18 protein-coding genes are annotated in these 15,919 nt (G+C 60.3%); 2 read left to right on the top strand and 16 right to left on the bottom strand.

Annotated features, from left to right (window positions below; all coding sequences use genetic code 11):
• Positions 1 to 18: 18 nt before the first annotated feature.
• The 8 genes from AB5Y99_RS09455 to hpt form a co-directional block, all read right to left on the bottom strand.
• Complete coding sequence (locus tag AB5Y99_RS09455; RefSeq protein WP_368209555.1) at positions 19 to 546, bottom strand: rhodanese-like domain-containing protein; 528 nt, start codon at positions 544 to 546, stop codon at positions 19 to 21.
• Positions 547 to 550: 4 nt separating this feature from the next.
• Positions 551 to 970, bottom strand: coding sequence for a MauE/DoxX family redox-associated membrane protein (locus tag AB5Y99_RS09450; protein ID WP_368209553.1), 420 nt, complete (start codon positions 968 to 970; stop codon positions 551 to 553).
• Between the two features lie 14 nt (positions 971 to 984).
• Entirely contained in the window at positions 985 to 1,293 is a 309-nt protein-coding gene (locus tag AB5Y99_RS09445) for a DUF3343 domain-containing protein (protein ID WP_213388010.1), read from the bottom strand.
• Entirely contained in the window at positions 1,290 to 2,072 is a 783-nt protein-coding gene (locus AB5Y99_RS09440; RefSeq protein WP_368209551.1) for an acyl-CoA dehydratase activase, read from the bottom strand. Before AB5Y99_RS09440 ends, AB5Y99_RS09445 begins: the two co-directional genes overlap by 4 nt.
• A 9-nt stretch (positions 2,073 to 2,081) precedes the next feature.
• A complete protein-coding gene (locus AB5Y99_RS09435) occupies positions 2,082 to 3,233 on the bottom strand; it encodes a double-cubane-cluster-containing anaerobic reductase (RefSeq protein WP_368209549.1) in 1,152 nt (383 codons plus the stop codon).
• Between the two features lie 226 nt (positions 3,234 to 3,459).
• Positions 3,460 to 4,233 (bottom strand): ABC transporter permease, encoded by a 774-nt coding sequence (locus AB5Y99_RS09430; protein ID WP_368209547.1) that lies wholly within the window; start codon positions 4,231 to 4,233, stop codon positions 3,460 to 3,462.
• Positions 4,230 to 5,147: an ABC transporter ATP-binding protein gene (locus AB5Y99_RS09425; protein WP_368209545.1), complete on the bottom strand. Its 918-nt coding sequence runs from the start codon at positions 5,145 to 5,147 to the stop codon at positions 4,230 to 4,232. The genes AB5Y99_RS09430 and AB5Y99_RS09425 overlap by 4 nt, the downstream gene beginning before the upstream one ends.
• Positions 5,148 to 5,258: 111 nt before the next feature.
• The gene (gene hpt / locus AB5Y99_RS09420; RefSeq protein ID WP_005335618.1) at positions 5,259 to 5,789 is read right to left on the bottom strand and encodes a hypoxanthine phosphoribosyltransferase; all 531 of its coding nucleotides are present in this window, start codon (positions 5,787 to 5,789) and stop codon (positions 5,259 to 5,261) included.
• 201 nt (positions 5,790 to 5,990) lie between these two features.
• On the opposite strand from hpt, the gene AB5Y99_RS09415 reads away from it, so the two are divergent.
• Positions 5,991 to 6,605 (top strand): TetR/AcrR family transcriptional regulator, encoded by a 615-nt coding sequence (locus AB5Y99_RS09415; RefSeq protein ID WP_042052376.1) that lies wholly within the window; start codon positions 5,991 to 5,993, stop codon positions 6,603 to 6,605.
• Positions 6,606 to 6,677: 72 nt separating this feature from the next.
• On the opposite strand, the gene AB5Y99_RS09410 is transcribed toward AB5Y99_RS09415, so the two are convergent.
• Positions 6,678 to 7,289 (bottom strand): flavin prenyltransferase UbiX, encoded by a 612-nt coding sequence (locus tag AB5Y99_RS09410; RefSeq protein WP_167565406.1) that lies wholly within the window; start codon positions 7,287 to 7,289, stop codon positions 6,678 to 6,680.
• Positions 7,286 to 8,656: a UDP-N-acetylmuramate:L-alanyl-gamma-D-glutamyl-meso-diaminopimelate ligase gene (gene mpl, locus AB5Y99_RS09405; protein WP_368209543.1), complete on the bottom strand. Its 1,371-nt coding sequence runs from the start codon at positions 8,654 to 8,656 to the stop codon at positions 7,286 to 7,288. Before mpl ends, AB5Y99_RS09410 begins: the two co-directional genes overlap by 4 nt.
• A 258-nt stretch (positions 8,657 to 8,914) precedes the next feature.
• On the opposite strand from mpl, the gene AB5Y99_RS09400 reads away from it, so the two are divergent.
• Positions 8,915 to 9,616, top strand: a complete 702-nt coding sequence (locus tag AB5Y99_RS09400) for a phosphatase PAP2 family protein (protein WP_368209541.1) — start codon at positions 8,915 to 8,917, stop codon at positions 9,614 to 9,616.
• Positions 9,617 to 9,685: 69 nt separating this feature from the next.
• On the opposite strand, the gene galE is transcribed toward AB5Y99_RS09400, so the two are convergent.
• The 6 genes from galE to AB5Y99_RS09370 form a co-directional block, all read right to left on the bottom strand.
• A complete protein-coding gene (galE, locus tag AB5Y99_RS09395; RefSeq protein ID WP_005335608.1) occupies positions 9,686 to 10,699 on the bottom strand; it encodes a UDP-glucose 4-epimerase GalE in 1,014 nt (337 codons plus the stop codon).
• Positions 10,700 to 10,793: 94 nt separating this feature from the next.
• Entirely contained in the window at positions 10,794 to 11,783 is a 990-nt protein-coding gene (locus AB5Y99_RS09390) for an FAD-binding oxidoreductase (protein WP_368209539.1), read from the bottom strand.
• Positions 11,784 to 11,904: 121 nt separating this feature from the next.
• Entirely contained in the window at positions 11,905 to 13,554 is a 1,650-nt protein-coding gene (hcp, locus tag AB5Y99_RS09385; protein WP_100645152.1) for a hydroxylamine reductase, read from the bottom strand.
• Between the two features lie 289 nt (positions 13,555 to 13,843).
• On the bottom strand, positions 13,844 to 14,311 hold the full coding sequence (locus tag AB5Y99_RS09380; RefSeq protein WP_005362843.1) for a Dps family protein: 468 nt from the start codon (positions 14,309 to 14,311) through the stop codon (positions 13,844 to 13,846).
• 155 nt (positions 14,312 to 14,466) lie between these two features.
• Entirely contained in the window at positions 14,467 to 15,354 is an 888-nt protein-coding gene (locus tag AB5Y99_RS09375) for an N-acetylmuramoyl-L-alanine amidase (protein ID WP_368209537.1), read from the bottom strand.
• Between the two features lie 34 nt (positions 15,355 to 15,388).
• Positions 15,389 to 15,868: a DUF1456 family protein gene (locus AB5Y99_RS09370; RefSeq protein WP_368209535.1), complete on the bottom strand. Its 480-nt coding sequence runs from the start codon at positions 15,866 to 15,868 to the stop codon at positions 15,389 to 15,391.
• Positions 15,869 to 15,919: the final 51 nt, after the last annotated feature.

Raw genomic sequence — 15,919 nt, 5'->3', positions numbered from 1 at the left:
CCTTGTGGGCAGACGCGGTTACTCGGCAGAGACGGGGTAACCGGCTCCTTTCCAGGCGAAGATGCCGCCCGGCACCCGATAGACTTGCTGATAGCCCTGAGTCACCGCCCAGGCGGCGGCGTTGTGGCTGCGGCCGCACTTGACGAAGCCGCAGTAGATCACCACCGGGCGGGACTTGTCTTCACCCAGCAGCGCCTGGAACTGCTCCGCCGTACCGCTCCCCTCGACAATCTCGCTCCAGTTGTCGCCTGACTTGGCCTCCTTCACGAAGACAAAGTTCTTGGCGCCCGGGATGTGCTCTTTCTTGTAGGAGTCCTCATAGGGCATGGTGTCGATGATCACCAGCTCCTCGCCCTTGTCCATCCGGGTCTTCAGCTCGGCCACGGTCAGCAGCTGATAGCCCCCCTGCTGCGCCTCCTGTGCCAACTGCACCGCCGACTGCTCCATCTTCACCTCCTGCTCGAACTGGTTGTCGCCACAGCCCGTGAGGGCAAAGCTGGCGGCGATCAGCGAGGCCACCAGAGTGCGGGATCGCAATGTCATCATGTCACTACTCCTTTGGAATGGAAAAAACGGGGCGGGAAGTTCGCAGCAGGGCGCCCGCAAGCGTCAGTAGCAGCAGATCCCGCACAATGGCCTCAGGCAGCGAGCTGAGATCAGCCCTGCCCAGACAGCCGCAAGAGATGTCGAGCCCGATGGCAACGCCATAGCCCAACACCGGAATAAACAGGGCGAGCAGCCCGATCACCAGCCAGAGTCCCCAGCGCCGGTTGGCGATAACTGCAAGCCCTGCGCAGAGCTCAAGGGCAATCAGCCCCCAAGCGGCGAACGGGATCAGCGGCGGCCAGATCAGGCCAAAGGCGCCGATCTGCTCGATGAACAGGGCGGGGGATACCAGCTTGAATCCGGCCGAGGCGAGGAAGAATCCCCCCAACGCCAGATTGGCCAGCATGCGCAGATAAACGGCCATGGGATAGCTCTTTATCATCCATGACTCCGACTGCCAGCCACAGGCGTATGCTTGGCCATGTCCTGACTATCGGCCGGATAGCGGGCCAGCTCCTGATAGTCGCCGCCCGCTTCGCAGCGAAAGACGGCGGCGGTTTCACCGTGCTGACACCACTGTTGCCACTCGTCTGACGGGCAGTGGAGACGAATGGCGAGGCCACAGCCGGCGCTGAGCAGACGCGGCACATCGCAGACCCGAAACGACTGACCGTGCTGCTCCAGCCGTTTGCGCAGCCTGACTGTGCCGAGGGTGGAGTGGAACAGGTAGAGAAACTCCTGATTCATGATTTTCCTCCCGTGCTGGCGCGCGCGCCGAACAGGGCGGCCCCCAGCGCACCGGCAAACTGGGCATCCGGGTGGGTGGCCACTTCGCAGCCCAACCCTTCGGCCAGATAGTTGCGGAAGGTGGCGCAGTGGCTGACGCCGCCGGTAAAGAGCACGCTCGGTCGGGCGCCGAGGCGGCCGATAAAATTGGCACTGCGCCGGGCCATGGAGCGGACGATACCGGCCAGGATCGACTCGGCGGGAATGCCCGCCGAGCGCAGGCTGATCGCCTCCGATTCGGCAAACACGGTACACATGCTGCTGATGTCGTGGGGCTCGGCCCCTTGCAGCAGTTCGTCAAGCAGCTCTACCCGGGCACCCAGAGTGCGGGTGATCACCTCGAGAAAGCGACCGGTACCGGCGGCGCACTTGTCGTTCATCAGAAAGTCGGTGAGGTTGCCGTCGCTATCGAGCTGGATCACCTTGCTATCCTGCCCGCCGATGTCGATGACGGTGTGTACCAACGGGCAGAGCAGGCGAGCCCCCAGCCCATGGCAGGAGATCTCGGTAACCCGGCGATCGGCGAACGACGCCAGATCGCGGCCATAGCCGGTCAGGGTCAGGTGGGGGCGCTCTGGCAAATCGGACGAGAGCTCCTCCCAGCCTTGCTCGATGGCAGCCAGCGGACGAAAGGGGGTCGGCACCAGAAAACGGCGGACGATGCGCCCGCCATCCCGGCTGTCGAACAGGATCCCCTTGGTCGCGGTGGAGCCCGAGTCAATCCCGATGGAGAGTGACACGGCGCCTCCTCACAGCATTTCGATAAAGGCGGCCAGCCGGGTGGCCAGTTGTCCCTTGTCGGCGCTGGAGTAGTCGGTCTCCACCGCCATGTAGGGGATGCCGTGGCGTTCGCGCACGTGACGCTTGATGGCGAGCGACTCTACCGCATAGGTGTGGCAGGCCTGCAGGATCACATCGATCACCCCGTCTGCATGATACTCCTCCACCATCTGGCTCAGCAGATTCATGCGCTGGTGGTTGGGAGAGATGCAGGAGCAGCCGATGGCCAGATACTTGTCGGTTAGCGCATCGAACGGGTCGCCCTCTTCGCTGACGCACTGCTCGGTTGCCTTGGCGCCGGTGCAGTTCTCGTAACCCACCACCCAGCCGCCGTGCTCCTCGATGAGGCGCACCACCTTGTCGGCCGCGCCGCCGATGGGGCAGCCGGTGATGAGGATGCGCGGGCGGGCATCGAGCCGCTTGCCTTCGGCATACTCGACCTTGATGCTGCGGGTCATCTCCTGCAGCTCGCTGATGAGCTGCTCCTTGTCGAAGCGGAAGGTGGCACCATAGACCACCTTGAGCAGGTCGGTACCGCTGAGTGCCGGCGGATTGAGCTGGCCCAGCCGGTAGAAATCGGCCAGCGCGCGGCGCTCGCGGTTTTTCAGCACGATGGCGTCTCGCAATGCCTGCTCGCTGATGGGCTTGCCGAACTGCTGCTCCAGCAACTTCTTGAAGCGGACGACTTCGCTGCGCCACAGGGTGCGGGAGGCCTCGTCATCGGCGCGGTTGGGCAACTGCATCACATGCACCGGTTTGAACTCGGCCATGTAATCGTACATCTTCTTCTTGCCGTCGCAGGTGGTTTCCCCCACCACCAGATCGGAGAAGTAGAAGTAGGGGCACTTGTCGGTCTTGCCGAACCCGTAGCTGCTCTTGATCAGCGGGCAGAGGTTGCGGGGCAGGTCTTTCTCGGCCTCCTCGATGGTCTCGTCGCTGGTGGAGCAGAGCGATACCACCACGGCGCCGGCGGCCATCGCCACCTCCTGCGGCATAAAGGTACAGTAGGTGCCGACCAGGGGGATCTGTCGCTCCTTGAGTGCCATTACAGCCAGAAAGCCCTGACGACGGGCATCTGAAAAGCTATCGAATATGGCTGGCAACTCGGTGATAAGTGACATAGGCGATCCTGCCCTGATGAGAGAAATGAAGAGACGGACGAGCCATCCGTGACGGCACATCCAACCGCGAGAATTATACCTTTGGGGGTAATTCGAAAATTGCGGTGGATCACAAGGTGTCAGGTAAATCCTTAATGACAGGCAGGTTATTGAGAAGGGGGCTGGCAGGTTGAAGGGGCTACAGGGGGAATAAAAAACGGGCACCGCGAGGTGCCCGTTTTGGTCATTAGTGGCGCAGGCCGGTGCCGCGGGAGATAAGCCACCAGGCGATACCGTAGAGGGCCACGATAAAGCCGATGATGATGAGGTAGGCGGTGCCGAGCGGCACGTCGGAGATGCCGAGGAAGCCGTAACGGAACGCGTTCACCATGTAGATGATGGGGTTCACCTGGGAGACACTCTGCCAGAAGGGGGGCAGCAGGCTGATGGAGTAGAACACCCCGCCCAGATAGGTGAGCGGTGTCAGCACGAAGGTGGGGATGATGCTGATGTCGTCGAAGGTCTTGGCAAACACCGCGTTGATAAGGCCACCCAGCGAGAAGAGGATGGCGGTCAGCAGCACGGTGAAGCAGACGCTGAACAGGTGGTGGATCTGCAGCGGCACGAAGAACAGCGACACCAGGGTGACGATGAGGCCGACACAGAGGCCGCGTGCCACGCCTCCACCCACATAGCCGGCGATGATGACGTAGTTGGGCACCGGTGCCACCAGCATCTCCTCGATATTGCGCTGGAACTTGGCGCTGAAGAAGGAGGAGGCAACGTTGGAGTAGGAGTTGGTGATCACCGACATCATGATGAGGCCGGGCACGATGAACTCCATGTAGGTGAAACCGCCCATGTCACCGATGCGCGAACCGATCAGGTTGCCGAAGATGACGAAGTAGAGGCTCATGGTGATGGCCGGTGGCACCAGGGTCTGGATCCAGATCCGGGTGAAGCGGCTCAGCTCCTTGGCCAGAATGCTCTTGAAGGCGATGTAGTAGATGGCCAGATTCATGCTTTTCTCCCCTCTTCGACCAGATTGACGAACAGCTCTTCCAGCCGGTTGGCCTTATTGCGCATGCTCACGACCTGCACCTGCTGGTTCGACAGTTGCTCGAACAGGCTGTTGAGTGACTGGCTCTTGTCGAGATCCACTTCAAGGGTACGTTCATCCTGCATGCGGCCGTTGAACTCTGGCACCTCAGGTACGGCAGAATCTGGCGCAAGGTCGAGCAGGAAGGTCTCGCGACCCAGCTTGCCCAGCAGATTCTTCATGCTGGTGTTCTCGATCAGCCGACCCTTGTCGATGATGCCGATGTTGCGGCAGAGCATCTCGGCCTCTTCCAGATAGTGGGTGGTGAGGATGATGGTGACGCCCTGCTCGTTGAGATCCTTGAGGAAGGTCCACATGGAGCGGCGGATCTCGATATCGACCCCGGCGGTCGGCTCATCGAGGATCAACAGCTTGGGCTCGTGCATCAGGGCGCGGGCGATCATCAGGCGGCGCTTCATGCCGCCGGAGAGAGTGCGGGCAGGCATGTCGCGCTTCTCCCACAGATCGAGCTGGCGCAGGTACTTCTCGGCGCGGATCTTGGCTTCCGCCTTGGGCACGCCGTAGAAACCGGCCTGATGGGTGACAATCTGGATCACCTTCTCGAACTGGCTGAAGTTGAACTCCTGCGGCACCAGCCCGAGCTGGGCCTTGGCCTGTTCGAGATCGCTGTCGATGTCGTAGCCAAATACCTTCACCTTGCCGGCGCTCTTGTTCACCAGCGAGCTGATGACGCCGATGGTGGTGGACTTGCCCGCGCCGTTCGGGCCGAGCAGGGCGAAGAAATCCCCCTGCCTGACGGTAAGATCGATGCCTTTAAGGGCTTCGACGCCCCCCTGATAGGTCTTTTTCAGGCCGCTGATTTCCAGTGCGTTCATTGCAACCTCTGTGATGGTTGAATCCGGCTCGATACAGAAAAGGCGGCCAAGGCCGCCTGCACAGAGTAAAGGGCGCAAGGCCGCTTCACCCGTGATATTCCTGAACCTGGCTTACTCCTGGGGTACCACTTTGCCGATAAACGGCAGGTTGCGGTACTTCTGGGCGTAGTCGATGCCACAGCCGACCACGAATTCGTCCGGAATGGCGAAGCCAATCCAGTCGACCGGCACCTGCACTTCGCGGCGGGAGGGTTTGTCCAGCAGGGTGCAGATGGCCAGGGATTTCGGCTCGCGCAGGGAGAGGATCTCGCGCACCTTGTTGAGGGTGTAACCGGTGTCGATGATGTCTTCCACGATCACCACATCCTTGCCCTTGATGTCATCGTCCAGGTCTTTGAGGATGCGGACGTCACGGGTGCTGTGCATGCCGGAGCCGTAGCTGGAGGCGGTCATGAAGTCCAGGGTGATGGGCAGCTGGCACTGGCGGCAGAGGTCGGCCAGGAAGATGCAGGAACCGCGCAGCAGCGCAATCATCACGACTTCGTCAGAACCCTGATAGCGGGCGGTGATCTCTTCACCCAATTTGGCGATCCGGGCGGCTACTTCAGCCTCGGAGATCATCACCTCGACGGTGTGTTTCATCACTTACTCCCATAAGGCCAAAGGGGATTTGGCCGTTCATGAATATCAAAACCGATGATTCTACCACTCATGTTGAAGGGTGCTAGAGATACGTGGTGCTTTTATCGGCTTATTTTAATTGATAGAGTTAGCAGGCACTCAGGCATGATTAGTTAAAATACTATAAACACCATAATCAATAACTATTAGATGATAAAAACTATGGAACCACGCGCAGAAATAAGACGTCGTACCCGGCTGTCGCCGGAAGCTCGTCGCTCCCAATTGATGGAATGTGCCATCGAGGTGTTCTCCCGTCGCGGCATTGGCCGTGCAGGTCACGCCGAGATAGCCGAACAGGCCAAGGTCTCTGTGGCTACCGTCTTCAACTATTTCAACACCCGCGAGGAGTTGGTAGATGAGGTGCTGGCCGAGATCGAACGCTTTGTGAACCAAATGCTGTCGCAGGCATACGGTGACCAGGGCTCCATTTTCGACAAGATCCAGCGTCATGTACGCCTCTCTGTCGATGCCGCCTACGATCAACCGGATTATGCCGGTATCTGGCTGGAGTGGAGCTCATCGGTTCGGGAAGAGGTATGGCCCCGCTATACCCGGCTGCTCGATCACTGCCTTGAGCTGATCGCCAGCGAGCTGCAAACCGCCATGGATGCAGGGGAGATCACCAGCGTGCTGTCAGCACAGGATCTGGCCCGCTCTCTGACCGGTTTTGGCTATGTGATGATGCAGATGATCAATCAACCTCAGCGCCCGGTGCGCCAAGAGGTGACTGATTTCCTGTTCAAGTACGTGACGGCGCCAATTCAGGCTCGCTAACACGGCTTAACGAAAAAACGGCGTCACTCATTGAGTGGCGCCGTTTTTTTATGGCCGGATATGGCGGTCACCTCACTGGTGGCCATAGCCCCAGCGGTGGGTCAGCTCATGCTCGACACCTAGATGATCGAGGATGCGGGCGACCATAAAGTCCACCAGATCGGCGATGCTTTTCGGCTCATGATAGAAACCGGGGGCGGCAGGCATGATGGTCACCCCGAGCCGCGCCAGTTTCAGCATGTTCTCCAGATGGATCGCCGAGAAGGGGGTTTCGCGGGGCACCAGGATCAGCTGGCCACGCTCCTTGAGCACCACATCCGCTGCGCGCTCCAGCAGGTTGTCCGAGGTGCCGTTGGCAATGGCCGAGACGGTGCCCATGGAGCAGGGGCAGACCACCATCTGTTTGGGGGCGGCCGAACCGGAGGCGACCGGCGAGAACCACTCCTCCTTGCCGCAGGCGACAATCTGCCCCTCCTTGGCACCATATTGGCGACAAAGATAGGCAGAGAGCTCTTTCGGCGAGCCGGGCCAATCCTGCTGCTGCTCGGTCTTGAGTACCACACGAGCTGCCGAGGAGGCGAGCAGATAGACCCGATAGTCCGCCTGCACCAGACACTGGAGCAGGCGCAGGGCGTAGGGGGCGCCGGAGGCGCCGGTCAGCGCCAGGGTGATCGCTTTGTTCATAGTTCGCCGTGGTAATCCTTGAGGCGGGCGATCAGCTTGTCATGAATGCCACCGAAGCCGCCGTTGCTCATGATCAGAATATGGTCGCCATCGCGGCTCTCGGCCACCAACCGGTTGATCAAGGTCTCCAGATCGTTGAATACCTTGGCCGGTCGGGTCATATGGGCGGTCACCTCGCCGAGATCCCAGCCGATGTTGGGGGGCTGGAAGAAGAACACCTCGTCGGCGCCATCGAAGCAGCCAGCCAGCTCCTCCTTGTGAACCCCCAGCTTCATGGTGTTGGAGCGAGGCTCCAGCACCGCCAGAATACGTGAGCTGCCTACCTTGGCGCGCAGGCCGCCGAGGGTGGTCTCGATGGCGGTGGGGTGGTGGGCAAAGTCGTCATAGACACTGATGCCAGCCACTTCGCCCTTGAGTTCCATCCGCCGTTTGGGGGATTTGAATTGGCAGAGGGCGGCGATGCCATGCTCCACCATCACGCCAGCATGACGTGCGGCAGCAATGGCCATCAGACCGTTGTTGACGTTGTGCTCGCCGATGCACTCCCAGTGCACTTCGCCCTGCTTCACCCCGTCCAGCCACACCTCGAAGGCGGAGCCGTCATCGGCCAGCTTGACCGCTTTCCACTTGGCGTCATCCTGACCCACCAGCTCCACTTCGCTCCAGCAGCCCATCTTGCGCACGGCGGTGAGGTTGTCATCCGCCTTCGGGAACAGCACCCGACCGTTGCTCGGTACGGTGCGCATCAGGTGGTGGAACTGGCGCTGGATCGCGGCGAGATCCGGGAAGATGTCCGCGTGGTCGAACTCCAGATTGTTCATCACCAGGGTGCGCGGATGGTAGTGGACGAACTTGGAGCGTTTGTCGAAGAAGGCGCAGTCATACTCGTCCGCTTCGATGACGAAGAAGGGGGCAGAGCCGAGACGGGCGGAGACCGGGAAGTTGCCCGGCACGCCGCCAATAAGGAAACCGGGCTCCAGTTTGGCGTACTCCAGCACCCAGGCCAACATGCTGGCGGTGGTGGTCTTGCCATGGGTGCCGGCGACGGCCAGCACCCAGCGATCCTGCAGCACGTGCTCCAGCAGCCACTGGGGGCCGGAGATGTAGGGCAAATTGCGGTCCAGCACATATTCAACACAGGGGTTGCCGCGGCTCATGGCGTTGCCGATCACCACTAGTTCCGGCGCCGGATCGAGTTGGGAGGGGTCATAGCCTTCGGTCAGTTCGATGCCCTGTTGCTCGAGCTGGGTGCTCATGGGGGGATAGACATTGGCATCCGAACCGGTCACCCGGTAACCAAGCTGTTTTGCCAATACCGCCAGACCACCCATAAAGGTGCCGCAGATCCCGAGAATGTGAATATGCATACCGCTTCCTTTCGCAGTAAAGGGAAGTGCGCATTCTAGGGGGTGTTGCGGTGGTGGCACAAGCCGCACTCATGGTGAGAGGCCCACAGATGCAGCACTGGAGGCAGAAATCTTGGCGCTGTTGGGATATGCGAGATTGGAATGGGCTGGAAGGCTTTATTTGAGACTTGATATTGTGACGCACTTTCTTACAATTCTTCGGTTTTGTGACGCACGCGACAGTTTTACGATATCGCCCTTTTCCAAAGGAGAGTCCCCATGGGCAAGTTCCTGCTTTGCTATCTGGTCGGTGGTCTGGTGGCCATCAGTTGGGCTGCGCTGCCCGCTCATGGTCCCTGGGATCAGTGGGACCTCGCGATTTTTCATACCGTCAACAGCTGGCTCGGCCAGTCGGCTCTGTGGGCCGATCTGGTGGCCATCACCAATAACCGGCTGTTCGATTTGGCGGTGTTGGCCTGTATGGGGCTGATCCTGGCCCGATGTTTCTTTGCACGGGATCTGGCGGGTCGTCGCCAACTGGTGGCAATGGGTATAGTGATGCTGCTGAGTGCACTGGTGATCAACCAGCTTGGTCACCGATTGCCGGTGGAGCGACCCAGCCCGACCCTGATGGTAGCTGATGCGCTGCGGGTGACCCAGATCAGCGCTATTCCGACCAAGGACTCTTCCGGTGATAGCTTCCCCGGGGATCACGCTCTGTTCCTGATGATCTTCGCCGGCTATGCCTTGCGCTATCTGCCGCGCTGGGCGGGAGTCACCGCATTGCTGATGGTGCCGATCTTTTCCGCGCCGCGCATTCTGGCTGGCGCCCACTGGTTTACCGATGTCTACGTCGGCGCGCTGGGGCTGGCGACCCTCTGCCTGCCCTGGCTGCTGTTGACCCCGCTGGCGGATCGGCTGATAGAGCGCATCGCCCCCCGATTGGCCCGTGTGCCGCTGCTGCGCAGTCAGATCCACTGATTGAGCGTTGCAAAATAAAACGCCCCGACATGAAAATGTCGGGGCGTTTTGTTATCAACCCGCGAGAGATCAGCCTTGATAGCCGTTCGGGTTGTTGCTTTGCCAGCGCCAGGTATCGACCATCATCTGCTCCAGACCGCGTTCTGCCTGCCAGCCCAGCTCGGCACGGGCCAGCGTTGGCTCTGCCCAGCACTCGGCGATGTCGCCCGGGCGACGGGGTTTGATCTGGTAGGGAATGGGTCGGCCGCTGGCCGCTTCAAACGCCTTGACCATCTCCAGTACCGAGTAGCCCTGACCTGTGCCCAGGTTGTAGGTGAAGACGCCGGTGTCGCTCTTGATGCGCGCCAGTGCTTTCAGGTGGCCGATGGCGAGATCCACCACATGGATGTAGTCACGTACGCCGGTGCCATCCGGGGTCGGGTAGTCGTTGCCAAATACCCCCAGCTCCTTGAGCTTGCCGACACCCACCTGGCTGATATAGGGCAACAGGTTGTTGGGGATGCCGTTGGGATCTTCACCAATCAGGCCGCTCTCGTGGGCGCCGACCGGGTTGAAGTAACGCAGCAGTACGATAGCCCAGCGGGGATCGGATTTGGCGAGATCGCGCAGGATCTCCTCCACCATCAGCTTGGAGCGACCATAGGGGTTGGTGGCGCTGGTGGGGAAATCTTCCCGCAGCGGTACCGAAGCGGGATCGCCATAGACGGTGGCCGAGGAGCTGAATACCAGCCGGAAAACCCCGGCCTTGGCCATCTCTTCGCACAGCACCAGAGTGCCGCTGATGTTGTTCTGGTAGTAGGTGAGCGGGATCTGGCTCGACTCCCCGACCGCCTTGAGGCCGGCAAAGTGGATGACCGATTCGATCTGGTGGTTGGCGAACAGCTGCTGCAGGCAGGCTCTGTCCAGCACATCCCCTTCGACGAAGGTGACCGGTTTGCCGGTGATCTGCTCGACCCGCTTGAGTGACTCCGGTGAGGAGTTGGAGAGGTTGTCGAGTACCACGACCTGCTGCCCCGCGCCGAGCAGCTCAACCAGGGTGTGGGAGCCGATATAGCCGGCGCCCCCTGTGACCAGTATTGTCATTTTTTATCCCGTGTTCTGGTGAAACTGGGGCAGAGTCTACCCGTCCTGCCCGCTCGGGAAAAGGTTGAGATACCAATGAAGCCCTTTGCGTATCTCAATAATCGAGACTTATATCCCCTTTCGCGGTGCAGGAGCAGGCCAGAGCAACGCCGCTCTCCAGATCCTGAGCACTCAGGGTCATCACGCTCTGGCGCTCGATGTCACCTGTGGTGGTGCAACGACAGCTGCCACATACCCCGGCGCGACAAGCCGCCATCATGGTTTCGCCCGCCGCTTCCAGCGCCGCCAGCAGGGTCTGACCCGGCAGGATCTTCACCTTTTTGCCGCTCTTTTTCAGGGTTAGCCAGAAGTGGTCGCTGGTGGTGGTGGCAGGCTCTGCTGGAGGAAGGCCAAAAGACTCCTGATGCAGCTGCTCCGGTGGCAATCCCAGCTCTGCCAGCATGGTGCTGACCGCCGCCATATAGGGGGCCGGGCCGCAGAGATAGACATGGTGTTCGCGCAGATCTGGGGCCAGCTCGGCCAGCATGGCGGGGGTGAGTCGGCCCACCCAGGGATGAGCCGTTGGCGCCTCTTCCAGTATCAGGGCATGGCGTACACCGGGATGAGCTTCGGCCAATGCAGCCAAGTCATCTGCGAAGATCACATCTGCTGGCGAGCGGGCGCTATGGATAAAGCGGATATCGGCATCCGGCCGTTTGGCTAGCTCGTCCCGCAACATGGCCCACATGGGGGTGATGCCGGAACCGGCACTGAGCAGCAGTGGCCGTTTGCAAGGCAGGGCGGTCAGGTTGAAATCGCCGAACGGGCCATCCACCCGGATCTTGTCTCCCACCTGCAAGGTCTGGTGCAGATGGTGGGAGACCCGTCCCACATCCTTGATGGTGACCTGCCAGCAGGCATCCTGCGGGCTGGAGGAGAGGGTATAGGCGCGGCACTCCGGCAGGCCGTCGATCTCGGTGTGCAGGGTGATGCACTGGCCAGCCAGTACGGGAGGGAGGCTGCCGGAAAGCGGCGCCAGCTGCCAGCTCACTACGTCGTGGGTGTTCTGTTGGCGGCCAATGCAGGTGAGCGTGAGAGAGGTCATCACAAGGCTCCTTGGGTTTGATAAGGTTTGAAACGGTTTGAAAAACGTCTGGTGAAAAAGCCGGGTCCAGAAAAAAGGCGAGCCGGGCGGCTCGCCAAACGCTTACAACATGAGGTGCCGATCAGGCCGCCAGGATCTCGGCCAAGTCAGCCTCGGCCGTGGTGGTCCCTTTCAGACCGAACTGCTCTTCCAGCACCTTGAGCAGAGCCGGAGTGAGGAAGGCGGGGGCGGTCGGGCCGGTACGAATGTCCTTCACCCCGAGGGAGAGCAGGGTGAGCAGAATAACGATGGCTTTTTGCTCGAACCAGGAGAGCACCAGCGTCAGCGGCAGATCGTTGACACCGCACTCGAACGCTTCGGAGAGCGCCAGCGCCAGCTGGATGGCGGAGTAGGCATCGTTGCACTGACCCACGTCCAGCAGACGCGGAATGCCGCCGATGTCGCCAAAGTCGAGCTTGTTGAACTTGTATTTGCCGCAGCCCAGGGTGAGCAGCAGGCTGTCGCGCGGTGCCGCCTTGGCAAACTCGGTGAAGTAGGCGCGCTCGGCCTTGTCGCCGTCACAGCCACCCACCAGGAAGAAGTGGCTGATCTCCCCGGCCTTGACCTTCTCGATCACCGCGGGTGCTGCCTGCATCAGAGCGTTGCGGGCAAAGCCGATGGTGATGAAGTGCTCGAGCTCTGTGTGTTTGAAGCCTTCAAGCGCTTGGGCCTTGGCGATCACGGCGGAGAAATCATCCCCCTCCAGATGGGTTACGCCCGGCCAGCCGACGATGGAGCGGGTGAAGATGCGGTCACTGTAGTTGCCCACGTTCGGGTCGATAATGCAGTTGGAGGTCATCACCACGGCGCCCGGGAAGTTGGCAAACTCCTTCTGCTGGTTCTGCCAGGCGGAGCCGTAGTTGCCCACCAGATGGGGGTACTGTTTGAAGAAGGGGTAGGCCAGTGCGGGCAGCATTTCACCGTGGGTGTAGACATGGATGCCGGTCCCCTTGGTCTGCTCCAGAATGAGCTTGAGATCCATCATGTCGTGGCCGGAGACCAGAATGCACTTGCCGGGGATCGGCGTGACCCTGACCCGGGTCGGTTCCGGGTGGCCGAAAGCACTGGTTTCACCGAGATCCAGCATCTCCATGATTTTGAAGTTGAGCTGACCGATCTCCATGGCACAGCTGAACAGCCGACCCATTTCGCTCGGATCTGTGCTGAGCCAGCTCATGATGCGGTGGAATTCGGCGGCCACCTCGTCACTCTGCTGATCCAGCACCCGGGCGTGCTCCATATAGGCGGCCGCGCCCTTGAGGCCGTAGAGACAGAGCAGACGCAGCCCCATGATGTCCTCGTTCACCTCGCTCTTGCCCCGATTGGGGGCGGCTGGCGCGGCATGGGCAAGTTGTTCCAGCAGTTCGGCACCGGGTTCGAAGTAAGCGGACTGTGGCAAGTCGTTGACCTGCACCGCCATGGCGGTCAGACGATTGGCTAACTGCTGGCGATAGGCGAGGGCCTGATTGACGTAGGCCACGATGCGATTCGAGTCGAAGTTGACGTTGGTGAGGGTGGCGAAGAAGGCTTTGGGCACGAAAGCATCGACCTCGCGATCCATGATGCCCTGCTCGCGGGCGGCCAGCGCCCAGGCGCTGAGCCCCTGCAGGGTGTAGATCAGCACATCCTGCAGATCCGAGGTTTCCGCCGTCTTGCCGCACATACCTTGTGCGTAGGCACAGCCGTTGCCTGCCGGGGTACGAATTGTCTGTTCACATTGCACACAAAACATCATGTCTCTCCTAATTGGACATTTCAGTTGTCTGTTTTGTGGCGATTCTATTCCTCTCGCGAAAAACTTAATAGGTATTCAATTTGCAAATTAAGATTCCCTTGATGCAGATCAAAAACAAAAAAAGCCGCCCAAACAGGGCGGCAAGCGGGTGGATAAAAGGAGAGACAACTCAGGTTTGCAACAGAACATAACAATCAGACGGATTGGGCCGTGGTCTGGTCAGGAGCTTTCGGCCCGGTACTTACTCAAGCCAGCATACGTACGCTGTAGTCGGCTTGGTTCACTATCAGGCCAGATAAGCGCGCAGCATCCAGACCAGTTTTTCCTGCTGCTGCACATAGTCGGAGAGGATGGAGGCTGTGCCCTCATCACCGGCTTCGGCGGCTTGACCCAGAATACGGCGCTGGGCGACCAGCAGTTCACGGAAGCTATCCAGCAGGGATTCGACACAGGCGCGGCCATCGTGCAGCCCTTTTTGCTCGGGGATGGCAGAGACTTTCAGATAGTCGCTGAAGCTGTGCATGGGCACGCCATCCAGGGTCAGGATCCGCTCGGCCAGTGCATCGACTTTCAGCAGCAGGTCGTTGTAAATCTCTTCAAATTTCAGGTGCAGCTCGAAGAACTGGTTGCCACGGATATTCCAGTGGAAGCCGCGCACGTTCATGTAGAGGATCTGGTAGCTGGCCAGCAATTTGTTCAACTCGGCTGCCAGGGCTTGTGATTGAGCAGTATCAAGACCAATCGGGCTTTTCATCATTCACCTCCAGATTTGGAAATCGGTTTGAAATTCTCTTTCGGAACGCAGTCAGAATAACGCCTTGCAAAATGCAGGGACAATTGCTTGTGCCTAACTGTTTGATAGCTAACGGCTATCAAACAGTACGCAGCAACGGGGGCAATGGATGAGTATTAGGGGAAGTATTTTTCGAGCAGCGCCATCAGGATGGCCTGACACTCGCGGTCCGGTTTGCTATCGACCTTGCTGGCGCGAAAGTGGAGCTGAAAGGCGCCCATGACGGCGCGGCTCTGCTCATCCCACTGGCTGCTCCGGGGCAGGCCATAGCCATAGCGGGCCAACTGCTGCTGCCACATGGCCGCATCCCAGTCGGGCAAGGGGCTGGCCAGCAACTCAGTCACCCGACCTTCATCGGGCCAGGCGCCGACCCCGTACGTCAGATAGAGCTGGCGCCAGGGGAAGTGGGGGCCGGGATCCTGCTTGCGCTCGGGGGCGACATCGCTGTGGCCCAGCACCTGGGTCGGTGGAATCTGGTAGCGGGCGACCAGCTCCCGGCTGAGGGCGCCGACGGCAGCAATCTGCTGCGGGGTATAGGGTTGCCAGCGCCGCGCATCGGGTGGCAGTGACTCATCTTCTGCTGGATAGCCGAGGTTGACGATCTCGATGCCAAGGGAGCTGGCATTGAGCCCGGCATATTGGTGCCAGCGGCTGCGTCCCGCATGCCAGGCGCGTGCGTTGTCCGGCACCAGCTGATAGACGGTGAACGGTGTCTCGTGGCTGTCGCGGGGGATCAGGTAGTGGGCGCTCACCTTGTGCTCCTGCTCGGTCAGCAGGCGCAGGGAGTTGGCATCATCTTCGTCGGTGTAGTGGAGGATCAGAAAGGCGATCCGCTCGTTCTGGTTGGCGCTCTGATAGCGGGTAGATAGCTGGTACTCGGATGGTGTGCAGGCGCTCAGCAGCAGAACCAGTGGTAAAAAGAAGAGGGGAAGAAGACAGTGCCAGCGCCATCCCCCTGCTGCAGCCAGGCTGCTGAGCGTGGGAGGAGTGAGTCGCTGGCACATGTCGAAGGCCCTGTCTGGTCAGTCGCGCGGCTGGTTAGCCGCGGTATTTGGCCGTGAGACCGATCAGGAAGTTGCGCAGGATCTGATCCCCGCAATCCTGATAGTGCTTGTGATCCTTGGAGCGGAACAGGGCACTGAGCTCGGACTTGGAGAGGTTGAAGTCGGCGAGCTTGAGGGTACCGAGCATGTCCTCTTCCTTGAAGTTGAGACCGATGCGCAGCTTGCGCAGGATCATGTTGTTGTTGATCCGGTTCGGGATCACCTGGGCCGGTGCATCTTCCCGCACGCCGCGGCGGGCGATGATGAAACCGTCGAGGAACTGGCTCAGGGCCGAGTCGGGACAGGCGACATAGCCTGCCTCTTGCTCTTCACCTTCCGCTGCCTCTTTCATCAACCAGTTGTGCAGCTGGGCGTGAGTGACCGCCAGGTTGCCCTTGGCAAACATCTCGACCATCTGGTCGTTGCTGATGGTGAGGGCGTAGCGCAGACGGCGCAGAATATCGTTGTTGGTCATGCTGACTCCTGTGTAAACGGCGCAACTTTACCATCTGGCGGCCCTCGCGTC

This window comes from Aeromonas sp. R4-2, assembly GCF_040908295.1.
In the GTDB taxonomy this organism is placed as follows: Bacteria; Pseudomonadota; Gammaproteobacteria; order Enterobacterales; family Aeromonadaceae; genus Aeromonas; species Aeromonas veronii.
Note: the sequence above shows the minus strand (reverse complement) of the source record. Positions and strands in the feature narration are given on the sequence as shown.

Coding starts and splice junctions, on each gene's coding strand:
- AB5Y99_RS09455 (WP_368209555.1), bottom strand. CDS start 546: ATGATGACATTGCGATCCCGCACTCTGGTGGCCTCGCTGATCGCCGCC.
- AB5Y99_RS09450 (WP_368209553.1), bottom strand. CDS start 970: ATGGCCGTTTATCTGCGCATGCTGGCCAATCTGGCGTTGGGGGGATTC.
- AB5Y99_RS09445 (WP_213388010.1), bottom strand. CDS start 1,293: ATGAATCAGGAGTTTCTCTACCTGTTCCACTCCACCCTCGGCACAGTC.
- AB5Y99_RS09435 (WP_368209549.1), bottom strand. CDS start 3,233: ATGTCACTTATCACCGAGTTGCCAGCCATATTCGATAGCTTTTCAGAT.
- AB5Y99_RS09430 (WP_368209547.1), bottom strand. CDS start 4,233: ATGAATCTGGCCATCTACTACATCGCCTTCAAGAGCATTCTGGCCAAG.
- AB5Y99_RS09425 (WP_368209545.1), bottom strand. CDS start 5,147: ATGAACGCACTGGAAATCAGCGGCCTGAAAAAGACCTATCAGGGGGGC.
- hpt (WP_005335618.1), bottom strand. CDS start 5,789: ATGAAACACACCGTCGAGGTGATGATCTCCGAGGCTGAAGTAGCCGCC.
- AB5Y99_RS09415 (WP_042052376.1), top strand. CDS start 5,991: ATGGAACCACGCGCAGAAATAAGACGTCGTACCCGGCTGTCGCCGGAA.
- AB5Y99_RS09410 (WP_167565406.1), bottom strand. CDS start 7,289: ATGAACAAAGCGATCACCCTGGCGCTGACCGGCGCCTCCGGCGCCCCC.
- mpl (WP_368209543.1), bottom strand. CDS start 8,656: ATGCATATTCACATTCTCGGGATCTGCGGCACCTTTATGGGTGGTCTG.
- AB5Y99_RS09400 (WP_368209541.1), top strand. CDS start 8,915: ATGGGCAAGTTCCTGCTTTGCTATCTGGTCGGTGGTCTGGTGGCCATC.
- galE (WP_005335608.1), bottom strand. CDS start 10,699: ATGACAATACTGGTCACAGGGGGCGCCGGCTATATCGGCTCCCACACC.
- AB5Y99_RS09390 (WP_368209539.1), bottom strand. CDS start 11,783: ATGACCTCTCTCACGCTCACCTGCATTGGCCGCCAACAGAACACCCAC.
- hcp (WP_100645152.1), bottom strand. CDS start 13,554: ATGTTTTGTGTGCAATGTGAACAGACAATTCGTACCCCGGCAGGCAAC.
- AB5Y99_RS09380 (WP_005362843.1), bottom strand. CDS start 14,311: ATGAAAAGCCCGATTGGTCTTGATACTGCTCAATCACAAGCCCTGGCA.
- AB5Y99_RS09375 (WP_368209537.1), bottom strand. CDS start 15,354: ATGTGCCAGCGACTCACTCCTCCCACGCTCAGCAGCCTGGCTGCAGCA.
- AB5Y99_RS09370 (WP_368209535.1), bottom strand. CDS start 15,868: ATGACCAACAACGATATTCTGCGCCGTCTGCGCTACGCCCTCACCATC.